The following is a 13,317-nucleotide window of genomic DNA, read 5'->3' on the forward strand; positions in this document are numbered from 1 at the left end:
TACCTCCTCTCGAGACACTTTAATTATTTTAACATAGCCCGACATGGCTTCTCAACAGAAGCCAAGAACAGCTCAAGGCTTGGGTCGGGCAGGATATTAGCTACTATAGACTTCCGGCTTCAAAATCCCGATATAGGGCAGGTTCCGGTACTTCTCCGCAAAATCCAAACCGTAACCAACGATGAACGCGTCAGGAATGTCAAAGCCTGTGTAATGAGCTTCCAACTCAACTTTACGGCCTGAAGGCTTGTCGAACAGCGTAACCACACGCACCGACTCGGCACCGCGGTTTTCTAGCAGTTCAATCAGATAGCTGAGTGTAAGTCCGCTGTCGATAATATCTTCGACAATCAGAACTTCCCGTCCTTCAACGGATACATCCAGATCCTTAATGATTTTGACAACACCTGATGACTTGGTGGAAGCGCCGTAACTGGATACTGCCATAAAATCCATTTCAACAGGTACCGTTATGTTTTTAACCAAATCAGCCATAAATATAAACGCACCCTTGAGCACACAAATGACCAAAGGATTGCGATTTGCATATTCGGCACTTAGTGTTGCGCCTAATTCCTTGACTTTACTCTGAATTTCTTCTTCACTGATCAATACTTCCTGAATGTCGTTCTGCAACTGTGCGAACCTCCTAAGTTATACTATGAAAGCCTTACCTGAACCATAACCACTACCCCTGAATCGCTGAATCGCCTACAGTCATGTACAGGATTGCGGAAGTGCCCTCCCTGACAGGAGCCACATTGGACCGTCGAACACCCGGTAACCAGATGATCTGACCTGCTCCATCACATACCACAGGAATACGTGGACGGACAGATGGGGGGATTTTCTCATCGATGAAAATATTTTTCACCTTTTTGCTTCCGTTTAATCCCATCACTTTCATGGTATCTCCAGGTAACCGTGAACGCACAACCAGCGGCATAAGCAGTTGATCCGCATCAAACGCGGCTTGATCCGCCGATTCCGGTACATGATAGTCCTCGGGACTCACCGTCATCAACCGAATATACCGATTAATTGGGGTGAGTGAAAGCTCATAAGTTCCACTCCATTGCGCAAGACGATACTCGTAAGATTGATCCTGTACGTCCGTCCGTATGCCAAAAGAAATCAGATTATACTCCCGAGTACAGGCGAGTGTCTGTCCTATATCCAGGCTCCAGGTCGTCACATGGGTCTCCATGACCTTGTGTCGAATGGTTTCTATACGGGTAAAGTCGACAAAATCACTGTCCAAAGGCAGATAATTCAATATTAGTTTAATCAACCTTCGTTGTAAAGCGACATGTAACTTCAAGAAGGAAGGCACCTCAAAGGTTTGCCTTCCGCCGTTCACCTGCACTAGACACCTGTATGTGTCATATGCACTCTGCTCCATGAAATCGTCTTCATCACCCACAATTTCGGCAAGCCGATTCAATGACGGCGTGAGTTGTCCATTATACTGCCCCAAAAAAGGAAGCACATCCAAGCGAATGGCATTACGCCGATATTTACGCAGGGCGTTGCTCTCATCATTGAAATACATAAAACCTTGGGTATTACAAGCTTCTACAAGGTCTGTCTTGTTTATACGAAGGCATGGACGAATAAGTTCCACATTTTTTTCTCGTCTTTTAAACTTCATTCCTGAGAGTCCCGACAAGCCGGTTCCACGAAGCAAATGAAGCATGACCGTCTCCGCCTGATCATCCGCATGATGTGCCAAAGCGATGCTTGCCGCATTATATTTGGTAGCTACTTCATGAAGAAAGGCATATCGCTTGTTGCGTGCCGCTTCCTGTGGCCCTTGACCCGTCAGCTCCATATATGAAGGTACATCGGCCTTGGTCCATTCAAGTGTAATACCAAGCTGCTGTGCCAGTTCCATCATTTTCTCCGCTTCGTCATCAGATTCGGTCCGGAAACCATGATGTACATGGGCACAGATTAATTCAAGCGGGACATGCCGCATGCTGATCTCGTGCATGATATGCAAAAAAGCTACCGAGTCCGGCCCGCCCGATACTGCGACGACAATCCGATCCCCGGGAACCCATAACTGATGCTCTTCTGCTGCATCCAGCACGTTCTTCACCAGCATGTTCCAGCGTAAGGCCTCCATACCTGTTCCTCATTCCTTGCGTTATGTATATGCACTCTCACAGATCAGAAAAGTAGTGCAAAGATGAGCACTCCAATAAGTAATATCACAGATACAGCGAATGCGTTCTTAAGCCAGCGCGGTGTTGTACTTTTGGAACGACGACGGAGAGGAGTGGGGCGTGCCATCATTTCCTTCCACCCTTGTGCCGCATGACCTGCATCACAAAACTGACCTCGTAATGCCTGAATCGTCCAATTGCGAAAAGGACCCAGTCGCTCACTGCGCTCCACCAGCGCTACGAGCTGATTCACACTTCGCAGTTGCGGTAATCCTTCGGCTGCCAGTGCCTTGAGCGCGTCTGCTTCAAGAACATGAATCAACAATAATGCAAATGCAAATACATCATAGGTACCATCTGCCGTACGGCTGCCTGCATTCCAGAAGCCCCGATCATACCATTCGGTGAACTGTTTGACGCTTCGACCAATCGACGTAACTCCGCCGTAGTCGATCAATTCCACCTGCCCATAGTCGGATACCAACACATTTTGAGGTTTGAGATCACCAAACACCCATCCCGCCTGATGCAACTGTGCCAGCTTCTGCAAGAGTCTAAGTCCCACCAGAAGTGTCCAGTCTGTTCCCTGACGCCGAATGAAGTGATGAAGTGCCTCACCTCTAACGTAACGCATCACATAAAAGGGAATATCCCGGCCACGAACGGCATAGTCATCCACATCTTTAAGATAGGAAGGAATGCCGCTCTGCCGAAGGGCCTCATGATTACGCTGTAGTTGAAAGGATTTGAGTACATTAACTTCCGATTGCAGATCAACCGGATCAAATCCCATTTTTAGCGCGTAGTGTTTGCCATTTTCACCCCGTTGGACAAGAAAAACGATGCCATTAGCTCCTTTGCCCAGTAGTTTCCGAATCGTGTAACGACTGCGATTCCATTTCCCTGTAACCACTGTTCCTGGCGGGAAAGAGGCGTCAGACAACGTTGTCACCGAGCATCCCTTCTCTTTCAATGCGATAGTTCCCTTCTATTTCCTGCTGTTTCTCCAGTGTACCATAACGGTAAAAATCAATCACCTTCTGAATTGCAGGACCTGTCGGCGTTGCCCCCTTCATCTGCAACCTTCCAAACAAGGACCGAACACGGCCTGGATCCGTTGTCCAGTCAATATCCATTACCGCATCTTCTCCACTGTGTCGCCCCGGAAAATGAAATACGGAAAGCTTGCTCTGACCTATACGCGCCTGCAAACTTAACATTAAATCACGAATGCCTTCTTCTACCGCAGCCAGTTTGGGTTTCATGCTGGCACTGACGTCGATTAACAATATAACCTGTAAGGCTGTAGTTTCAGCCATATCATCCATCACTTCCACGACCCGGGCGCGTTGTGAAGGCTCCAGATCCGTTACCGTTTTGGGCTCCTTCTCTCCCAAAATTTGTGTTAACTCTCTATTAACCGCCTGCTGAATAGTCTGAACCACCGTTTTCCTTGTCATCATCTGCATGGTATGGGCAAGCTGACGTGTACCTACAATTTGGCTGATTCCACCTCCGGCTCTGGCAATATCCTCAATCTCCCGACTACCCAGCTCACCAATGGTTCCATAATCAATCACGCCAACCACATTAACCGTAATCCCCTCTTCCAGCGCTTCGGCCGCTGCCAGCACCGGACTTGGTCCTACATTGGAACAACCGTCGGTGATCAATAAGATTTGCTTCATCCGATATCCCTCCGTTATTCGTTACTCTCCAACTCTATGACTAGCATTGCCAGAATGAAGAGACTTCAAACAGAAGAATATGCAATTAACTGACGGTCCGTGGACGCTCCATCCGGTTGATGCCAGGCACACGCAGTGTGGCCCATTCAGGGCGGAAATGCTCTACTTTTCCAACAACAACGGTCATATCATCCAAAATCTCATGCTGCTGATATCTTATAACACTTTCAAGCAGGCAATCGGCCAAATCTTGCGGATCCTCTGTATCAATCTCTTGAATGAGCCTTTTCATCCATAACTCTTTGTTCACCGCATACCCCGGTGCGTCATAGATGCCATCCGTCATCATAATGAGGATATCCCCCGGCTGAAGCTGTACCGTTACCAGATCCACTTCAATATCTTTAATAATACCGATTGGCAAATTGCTGGCCGAAACCTGAATAACCTCCTGTCCTCGTTTGATAAAACTTGGCGTCGATCCGATTTTCATAAACGTGGTCTCTGCCGTATATTCATCGATCAGCGCCATATCCACTGTGGCATACATCTCTTCAGGGGAGCGCAGCATCAGAACGGAGTTCACGGATTTGATCGCCAGTTTCTCATCCATGCCGGACTGTAACAACTGTTCCAATATGTTCAGAGCCGCGCTGCTCTCCATGCGTGCCCGTTCCCCATTGCCCATTCCATCACTGAGCGCCACCGCGAATGTACCGTTGCCTAACTCAACCGTACTGAAGCTGTCGCCTGACATCACATCTCCCCCTTTTGCAGCGGCAGCAACACCCGTGGTTACCTCGAACGTTTTGGCTGAACCAAACGTAACGGTCGCCAATCCCTGACGAGGATCAGTCATGGTCTCATGCAAGACAGCAATATGCTCGTCCAGTACATCCGAGATCAGCGGAGCTATCATTTTACGGCACTCATCGAATCCACGTGTATATGCATGTACAATCTCAATCTCTACATTGCCCGCTTCCAGATTGATGATCTCAATGGAGTGAATGGACAAGCCCAATGACTCCAGTGCGTCCCGAATCTGCTCCTCCTGCTGTACCATCTCATCACTTTCCCGCTGAATTTCTTTGGCCAGGTCCTCCATGACCTGAGATACACCGGACAATTGCTCTGCAACCAGCTGCCGGCTATCGATAATTTGACGCTTCCATTGCATGTTATGTTGATGCAGTCCATACTGGGCACGCATGACTTCAAGGACCTCTTCCGGTTTTGCACACACCCTGTTCCAGTCCACTGGAATCTGCTTGCCTGAGATCTCCGGGTTTCCTTCAATTGTACTCATCACGTCCGTCATATATTTGTAGGTTTGAATAAACTTCGCATCCCAGCATTGTGTACGCTTGAAGCAGCTTGCACATGTGCCCTCGGCAACCGCATTCATGAAATGGTCCATTCCACCTTCTTTCTGTACCTGCTCCCCTGCACCGGACATCTGATCGAAGCTACGTGACAATTGACGGAATACCTGCGAGAACCGGGTTACCCGTTCTGCCGTGATATCCCGTATCCGTTTGGCATACTCATGCTGGGATTTTGTATGATCGTGCGTACCCGGTACATATTTGGATATCGCTGTCATCAGGCTTTTAGGTGTCAACATGAATAGTACGATAGCTGCACACGTCTCCCATAATGAGTTCATAACATCGCCCGGTCCTCCCAGATATATGGATAGAATGGATGAACCCAGCAGCATGCCCAGTGCAACCGCCGCACGTTTGCCCTCTCGAAGCATACCCGCCAGCATTCCGGCAAAAGCAAGCAGGCTCATCTGATACACCGCTGACATGTCAGCCAGGCTCAGAATCAAGCCGGTAATGACCCCAACTGAGGCTCCGAGGGGGGCTCCGCCCACCAGAGCAAAGATTAATATGAGATAACGGGAGAGCATATGCTCGACGGATAAGGACTGAATGGTCCACCCTACGGCTCCCGTCATAACGGAAGCGAGCAATATGATCAGACAAAGGATCTCCTCGTTCTTTAGGCTGAACTTTTTTTTGCGGTAGGTGAAGATCGGTATGGCTTGTATAAAAACAAGGGTGAGCACGAAACTTAATATCGAATCCATCGTGAGCATCAGCATCGCGTACCAGCTGAAGGATGGCCCAATCACAACCGCGAATAATTTGACCATAAACGTAGTCGTAAACACCATCGTTGGTGCATAAGATAATTCAGCACGATCATATGACTCCAGTCCACGGAAGAACAGATAAAAGATGGCGATCTCCGATGCAACAATGAGTGGTACCGGAAACGGTGCAAAGAGACTACCTGCGAGTAAAGCGGCGCCTACCGGAATGATGTAATCCCTGCGCATGAAAGCAATTACGGCGAAGTAAGCAATGGCAAAGGGAGATAACTCATTCAGGATCATCGCCTTTCCGAGCAGAAATCCCATGAATGTGAGCAGCAGTACCCATTTGCGGGAAGCAACCATCTGGACAGCCTTGCGGGAGCCAAGCCAATGTTTCAGACGTACCGACAGCTCCTCCCGAGCTTCCGTACCTCCTTTACCTGCTTTCATTCCCGGAAATTGAATGACATTCCACTTTTCCATCATCCTCAAGGCACCCCATTCGATTAATTTGAATTTTCGTGTTTCGTTCTCGATGGTTCTGATTATAGATAGATTAGAAGACGTAGTTTGTCAGAATAGGTGGGCAGGGTCCAAAAAGTTTACGACAAAAGAAACAAGCCTGGCGCGGTGGAGCGAAACCCCCGGCCTTATTGTGGTTTCATTCATTCTCCTACTTGATTCCGACAATCGGAATGTCTGATTTTGAACCGGCGATGATTTGGTCTCGCCATCATTTGAGCAGGATAACTGTGGAATGCCACGGAAACCTGTCGGTAAAAAATGGTAGACGACAAATGTTCTTATGGTTCCATTTTGCCGTGCAGAAAAACTGGGGATATGGAGCTTCACCTTACAAAAAAAGCTATTCAACTCCTTATCTGTGATAGAAACGCAAAAAAACCGCTAGCCCATGGGCTAACGGTTTTACTTATATGTTTAGATCAGGTTGTGACAGATTACACACGCTTGGCCCCACGGCCTCCGCGTTTGCCTTCTGTGTTCTTCTTAAGCGAAGAGATCCGCTCTTCACTATCTTTCAGGAAGCGTGACATTTTATCCTCAAATGAAGGTTTGCCTGCTGCGGGCTTGAAAGAACGGCCTCCGCGGTCACCACGGTTAAATCCACCGCCGCCACCACCACGACCTTGGCCACCACTTGGGCCTCCGCCGCTGAATCGTTCGCGATCTCCTCCACTGCGTTCCGGTCTAGGAGCTCTCGGGGGTCTAGATTGGGTTTGTTGCTCAACCGGTTTGTCAACAGCTTGCTTAATGGAAAGTCCGATCTTGCCATCCTTGTCAACGTTGATAACCTTCACTGTAACGAGGTCATTCAGCTTCAGGTGGTCGTTGACATCTTTGACGTAATTGTCGGCGATTTCCGAGATGTGAACGAGACCCGTGACACCTCCTGACAGATCCACAAATGCTCCAAAATGCGTGATTCCTGTCACCTTGCCCTCTAACTTGGTGCCCACTTCAATTGCCATAGAATAAAATGATCCTCCCTTAAAAATATACAACCCGATTTTTTGAATGCCAAAATCAATGCTGCGCTAATGTAATTATACCTTATGCCGTAAACCAAGGTCAACTGAACACTACCCCATCAGAGAGCCTATTTTTTCCGGTTTAACGGCTTCAGACACAAGGATAACAAACCTAGCTCGGTAATGGACCGAATTCCATCAGTTCCCTGACTCTTCAACCTGGATCGGCGTTTCCTCAGGAAGATAATATCCTTTTTTCCGTGCCAGCTGTCCTATGTATTCAGGGTCATTCAACCGGCTGACTTCGTACTTCAACTGTTCCAGCTTCTTCAACGTATCTTCCTTTGAAGCTTGCTGAGTGGCCAGATGAGAACTCTTGTCCGAAATTTGTGCAGTCTGCACAAGGAATGTATATCCTGCCCATATTACAAATACAATCATAAACGTCATCCAAAGCATGAGGCGCCTTTTTGCACCGGCAGATTTTCCTTGGTTAGTTGGAGCCTTTGATCTGCCCACAGGTGTTTTACCCATTACGGACCTCCTTAAAACCAGCGTTTCCATATCGCTGCAATTCTTGTACCCACACGGATCATGAAGCGTGGCGTTACCCAATGTTTCAGGAGCGGCCTAAACATCCAGCGGAACAACTTGCCGAAAGGTACCAAACACTGCAGCACCAGCCTGCCCAGGAATAGTAGTATCGCAATTACAAAACCGAATAATACGCGAATTAACTTATAAATTCCTTTAGCCGGCATAACGATCAGGATGTTAAGGATATGTCCACACCAATGAATCAGCGTTCTTGCGAGTTTAATTAACATTACCACAAAACGCTGGGTTGTAACACTTAAAAGCCAAAAATAGAAGCAAACCCCTATAATCAGCCCCAAAAAGACATAAAACCGCAACTGTCCGTGGTTTCCGGCGTATAGCATCCGAAAAACGAACAGCGCGGAAGCAACCCAGTACAACAGATCGAGCGTGTGAATACTCCATCTCGGAAACCGCAGCTGTCCGGACAGTACCCGGTAACTGTCGTAGGCCATTCCCATCACGACCCCCGAGGTAAGCATCCACATCAATGTGATCCATTGAGTATCCGGACTCATCGGAACATCTTGCCAAACAGGCCCTTACCATTTTTGGACTGGGAACCGGGGTCCAGATATTGGAGCGAACTGACTGTGCCTTCAATGGATAACAGACCTTCCTCCAGGCTCAGGTTTTTGATATGTAAATTGTGCCCCCGGATGGTCAGATGCCCAAGTTCAGTCTGCAGCAAAAATTCCTCACTGTCGAAGCTCTCCACGTTGGAGACACCCGTCAGATCCAGCAGTTTCCGATTCTGCATGCTCAGATGATGCTGTTTGGCCTTACCGTGCTCAACCATGGCATGTACCCCTCCTTCTTACACCTAGCTTATGGATGAGGAGGTTGGAATAGAACCAGCGTTGTTGAACAAATAACCCGGTATCCAGTAAAAAACAAAAACGCCCTTCCCTGTTACAGGAGGACGTTTCGATTCAACTTGCATTGAATGAATATTTAATACCAGATGTACTGTTACCAGTTCATTCCGTTATCCTTGGCGATCGGCTCTTCCTTCACCAAGGTGTAGAGGCTGCTCGCCTCATCCTTCTTGGTACTCTCGGCAATTCGTTCCACCCTCACGGTGACCAGTTTCTGACCGAACTGAACCGTCAGCTCATCGCCCACTTTGACAGCGGCGCTGGGCTTTGCTTCACGTCCGTTCACCAGAACACGTCCCTGTTCAGAGACGTCCTTAGCCACAGTGCGGCGTTTGATTAGCCGGGAGACCTTCAGGAATTTATCAAGACGCATTATTTTACGGCTTCTTTAAGTTTGTTGCCTGCTTTGAATGCAGGAACAGTGGACTCAGGAATCACAATTTCATTCCCTGTTTGTGGGTTACGTCCGGTACGACCGGAACGTTTGCGGGTCTCAAAAGTGCCAAAGCCGATCAATTGTACTTTGTCTCCGCTGGCAAGTGCATCTGTAATTTCTCCCAAAAAGCCGTTCAATACGGACTCAACGTCTTTTTTAGTCAAACCACTTTTGGTTGAAATGTTGTTAATCAGATCTGTTTTGTTCATTTTTAAAAGCCTCCCAAATTGAAAAAAAAGTATCTGCGATTCCTGACAATGCATCGATTGCCGCTGATTCGCGTTAGGTCACTACACATGTATTCTGGCTTGGTATCTGAAATCCTGCCTTGGTCCGCGACTTTTTTTAGCTTTTTGTCGATGGTCCGCAGGCAACAGTCTAAGACCAATACCCGAAACCATCTGTCGCTAAACACCAACTCCAGTTTACACAGATGAACACATGTTCGTATTATCATAACACACTGCATAGCATGAATGGAATAAAGTTATCTGGCTTTTCCCAGAAAATTGAACCCGTTATAATCCTGCCTTCTTCGCATCCTGCCAGAATTGCTCCATCTCTTCTACATTGCTATCTGCTGGTGTTCTTCCCTGTTCACGCAAACGCTCCTCGATGTACTGGAACCGCCCGACGAACTTGCGGTTGGTCGCAGCAAGCGCCTCTTCCGGGTCTGTATCGATGAATCTTGCAACATTCGCGGCTGCGAATAATAAATCACCCAGTTCGAGCTTCCGTTCTTCCGCAGACTGGCCTTGTTGCACCGCTTCTTTCAACTCCGCCAGTTCTTCCTCGATCTTGGCAAACACACCTTCAACATCATCCCAGTCAAAGCCTACTTTGGCTGCTTTCTTCTGTAACTTGTATCCCTTCATCAATGCAGGCAAGTCACGCGGTATACCATCCAACACGGAAACCTTCTGCTGATCCTGGCCTTTGCGCTTCTTCTCCTCTGCCTTCATCTGTTCCCAGTTCTGAAGAGCTTCATTCGCATCTTCTGCCTGATTATCTCCAAAAACATGTGGATGGCGGAAGATTAGCTTATCATTCAAACCTTCGATGACATCATACACATTAAATGTGCCCACTTCTTCTTCCATCTGGGAGTGCAATAAAATCTGCAGCAGCAGATCACCCAGCTCTTCTTTCATATGGTCGGGGTCATCCTCATCGATCGTCTCAATGACCTCATAGGTCTCTTCAATCAGGTTTTTGCGAATGGACTGATGTGTCTGCTCCTGATCCCATGGACAGCCACCCGGACTGCGAAGAATATTGACGATCTCATGTAAACGCGCAAAGGAACGGCGACGCAGGGCATCATCAGTGTTCTTCGGCACATAGATCAGTGACAGATTGCCGTACCCTTCGATCCGGTCCAGTTCATGCAATGGAATCTTGTGAATGACCTCTTGGTCCTGTACACCCAACGCGTGACCAACAAATACCGGATAATCATCCGGGTAAACTTCCATCAAGCACAGCTTCACGTCCGAAGCAGTGAACACATCATAGACTTGTCCGATCAACGTATGTAGCTGTGGTTGTACCAGTTCTGTATTCAAGCTGCTGGCATCCAGGAGTTGAAAGCCTTCGATAGGATCAAATCCAAGTCGTATAAAGGCTTCGTCTAGGAAGCTCTCCCCGCCCATGACACGCAATGAGATACCCATCTGCGGACAACGTTCTTTGAGCAGGCGTACACTTGCTTCTGCCACCATCGGATGACCGGGTACGGCATACACAATCTCCGTTCCGGCCTCCCCCTTGCGAGCGGCTTCTATCAGTTGATTCGCGATCTCATCATATACTTCGGGGAAGGAGGACTTCGCCTCATAGATAGCATCAAATGATGTCATCTCCAGCCCCTCTTGTTGCAGATCATTCAATACGGGATGATCCAGGGTACGTACATACAGTGTAGCTGCATGTTTCATTTTTTTGATAATACCTACGGTCAGTTGGTCTGCATCTCCAGATCCAAGACCCACTACGGTTAAAGCTGCACTCATTACGTAAACCTCCATCCGGACTATCCTGTCCAGGCTCATAATCATCGTGTCTGAACAGGACTAATTACACGTATTATACCAGAATCATTCGATATCCTATAATTGCATATTCGCTGTGCCAGGTGTAGAAGCACCGTGAGCATGGAGCTAGCGCAGCACACGCAGTCTGCGCAGCTGCTTGGCAAGGCGAGGCCCCAACTTGGGCACAGCCGCCAGCTCCGCGGCGGTCAGTAACCCTGTCCGGGCCGCCGCCAGCAAGAACACGGCCGAGCCTGCGGCAATGCCCAGCAGGCTCACGCCCATCGCGGCCAGCCTGCGATCGGCCGCGATACCCATGCCGCCGAGTACCGCTTCGGCGGCCCAGGCCGTGCCTACCGCCGCCAGACTCATGGCGGCGATCACCAGCGCTGGCTTCGCCAGGACGGCGCCAGGGGCAGGGCGCAGGGCGACAAGTCGCGCCAGCAGCGCCACATTCAGGCCAGCCGCCAGCATGTAGGCGACTGCGCCTGCAAGAGCCGCGCCGCTGATGCCCAGCGCCGGCACAAGCATGACGTTCAGCAGCGCCTTGACGCCTGCGGCGGCCAGCATGCTGAACGCGGGTGCACGCACGGCGCCGAGGCCTTGCAGCAGCGCCGCTGCAATGATGCTGACGGTGCTGCCCGCAGCCGTCAGCGCCATGTACCGCAGTGCTTCGGTGCCTGCGGCATCTCCGTACAGCATGCGGTTAATCGGCTCCGCCAGCACCGCGAGACCCGCGGATGCCGCCAGGCCGATCAACCAGAACCAGCGCAGCGCGAGGCCTGCTTGCTGCCGGACGGCTTCTGGCCCGCCCTTTAATCGGGCTTCCGCCATCGCCGGAATAAACAGCACAGATAGTGACGTGGCAAGCATCGTCACCAGTTGAACCAGCGGCAATCCACGGTTGTAGATGCCGAAGGAAACCATCGACTGAAGCTCATCCAGTCCTTCTCCCCGCAGCAGCCGTGGCACGGTGAAAGTATCCACCAGATTCATCAGCGGCACAGCCAGTGAACCGAGACAGACTGGAATGGCATACATGAGCAACGTCCTGATCCATTCCCCGTTGGATCGTGACCGTTCTCCCAGAGCGGGATTAATAGTACTCACCGTTTTCTTCTGCGGCGTAACCGACCTATGCTCCTGACGTTCATGCCTGTCTGATCCAACCTCTCCAACGTTGCTGCTCCATTCCGAATTCAATTGCCCTGTGACCACTTCCTTGTCTTTCCGCCGATGTCGGGCCATGTACCCTAACATGGTTAACAGACCAACCATTCCACCAGCAACAGAGCCCATCATGGCACCAGCGGCAATAGTCTCAAGCGAAGCGTCCCGTCTCATCAACCACAGAAGCAGAACAATCATGACGGTAACACGTATCGTCTGCTCCACCACTTGTGATACCGCTGTTGGCACCATCTGCTGTAATCCCTGAAAATATCCACGCAGCCCTGTCATCACCGGTACGAACAACAAGGCCCATGAAGCTGCACGAATCGATGGAACCACATGACGGTTGCCAATCATGTCAGCGATCAGCGGCGCACCTGCATACATCAAGAGCGCCATTATAATTCCAATTCCCCCGAGCAGAAGGGAAGATAATCGAATAATTCTTCTGCTCTCGTCTGGTCTTCCGAGTGCGTTCTGTTCTGCTACGAATTTGGATACGGCCAGCGGCAGTCCTGCAGCAGCAAGTGTGATAATGAGCATATATAACGGATATACCGTATTGTAGATGCCAAATACACCGTCTCCCCCCAGATTCTGCAGCGGAATCTTCTGAAAAGCACCAATAATTTTAGAGATAATGGCAGCAAACCCAAGTATACATGCACCCTGTAGCAGCCTTGAGCCTGTAGACGGCTGTTTCATAAGTCCCTCCTGCGTAATCCTTTTAACCATACCTTGCTATTATAC

General features: G+C 49.4%; 13 protein-coding genes. All 13 read right to left on the reverse strand.

Annotated elements, in window-relative coordinates; all coding sequences use genetic code 11:
- Positions 1 to 96 precede the first annotated feature (96 nt).
- The 13 genes from hpt to ACE04G_RS05160 all read right to left on the reverse strand — a co-directional run bounded on the left by hpt (position 97) and on the right by ACE04G_RS05160 (position 13,272).
- Positions 97 to 636: a hypoxanthine phosphoribosyltransferase gene (gene hpt / locus ACE04G_RS05100; protein ID WP_017691352.1), complete on the reverse strand. Its 540-nt coding sequence runs from the start codon at positions 634 to 636 to the stop codon at positions 97 to 99.
- 52 nt (positions 637 to 688) lie between these two features.
- Positions 689 to 2,128 (reverse strand): tRNA lysidine(34) synthetase TilS, encoded by a 1,440-nt coding sequence (tilS, locus tag ACE04G_RS05105; protein WP_449004820.1) that lies wholly within the window; start codon positions 2,126 to 2,128, stop codon positions 689 to 691.
- A gap of 44 nt (positions 2,129 to 2,172) precedes the next feature.
- Complete coding sequence (locus ACE04G_RS05110; protein ID WP_449004819.1) at positions 2,173 to 3,120, reverse strand: serine/threonine protein kinase; 948 nt, start codon at positions 3,118 to 3,120, stop codon at positions 2,173 to 2,175.
- The gene (locus ACE04G_RS05115) at positions 3,104 to 3,856 is read right to left on the reverse strand and encodes a VWA domain-containing protein (protein ID WP_221825814.1); all 753 of its coding nucleotides are present in this window, start codon (positions 3,854 to 3,856) and stop codon (positions 3,104 to 3,106) included. Before ACE04G_RS05115 ends, ACE04G_RS05110 begins: the two co-directional genes overlap by 17 nt.
- 85 nt (positions 3,857 to 3,941) lie before the next feature.
- A complete protein-coding gene (gene spoIIE, locus ACE04G_RS05120) occupies positions 3,942 to 6,449 on the reverse strand; it encodes a stage II sporulation protein E (protein ID WP_449004818.1) in 2,508 nt (835 codons plus the stop codon).
- Between the two features lie 473 nt (positions 6,450 to 6,922).
- Positions 6,923 to 7,453 (reverse strand): S1 domain-containing RNA-binding protein, encoded by a 531-nt coding sequence (locus ACE04G_RS05125; RefSeq protein WP_017691357.1) that lies wholly within the window; start codon positions 7,451 to 7,453, stop codon positions 6,923 to 6,925.
- A 198-nt stretch (positions 7,454 to 7,651) separates the two neighbouring features.
- Positions 7,652 to 7,987 (reverse strand): FtsB family cell division protein, encoded by a 336-nt coding sequence (locus ACE04G_RS05130; RefSeq protein ID WP_017691358.1) that lies wholly within the window; start codon positions 7,985 to 7,987, stop codon positions 7,652 to 7,654.
- A gap of 11 nt (positions 7,988 to 7,998) precedes the next feature.
- Positions 7,999 to 8,568: a spore cortex biosynthesis protein YabQ gene (gene yabQ / locus ACE04G_RS05135; protein WP_237178573.1), complete on the reverse strand. Its 570-nt coding sequence runs from the start codon at positions 8,566 to 8,568 to the stop codon at positions 7,999 to 8,001.
- Positions 8,565 to 8,849: a sporulation protein YabP gene (gene yabP / locus ACE04G_RS05140; RefSeq protein WP_036606119.1), complete on the reverse strand. Its 285-nt coding sequence runs from the start codon at positions 8,847 to 8,849 to the stop codon at positions 8,565 to 8,567. The genes yabQ and yabP overlap by 4 nt, the downstream gene beginning before the upstream one ends.
- A gap of 173 nt (positions 8,850 to 9,022) precedes the next feature.
- A complete protein-coding gene (locus tag ACE04G_RS05145; protein WP_017691361.1) occupies positions 9,023 to 9,301 on the reverse strand; it encodes an RNA-binding S4 domain-containing protein in 279 nt (92 codons plus the stop codon).
- Positions 9,301 to 9,573: an HU family DNA-binding protein gene (locus ACE04G_RS05150; RefSeq protein ID WP_017691362.1), complete on the reverse strand. Its 273-nt coding sequence runs from the start codon at positions 9,571 to 9,573 to the stop codon at positions 9,301 to 9,303. The genes ACE04G_RS05145 and ACE04G_RS05150 overlap by 1 nt, the downstream gene beginning before the upstream one ends.
- 309 nt (positions 9,574 to 9,882) lie before the next feature.
- Positions 9,883 to 11,376 carry a bifunctional methyltransferase/pyrophosphohydrolase YabN gene (yabN, locus tag ACE04G_RS05155; protein ID WP_449004817.1) on the reverse strand — a complete coding sequence of 498 codons (1,494 nt, stop codon included), beginning with the start codon at positions 11,374 to 11,376 and terminating at the stop codon, positions 9,883 to 9,885.
- A gap of 147 nt (positions 11,377 to 11,523) precedes the next feature.
- Positions 11,524 to 13,272: a putative polysaccharide biosynthesis protein gene (locus tag ACE04G_RS05160; RefSeq protein WP_221825825.1), complete on the reverse strand. Its 1,749-nt coding sequence runs from the start codon at positions 13,270 to 13,272 to the stop codon at positions 11,524 to 11,526.
- Positions 13,273 to 13,317: the final 45 nt, after the last annotated feature.

Source organism: Paenibacillus sp. AGC31, assembly GCF_057334655.1.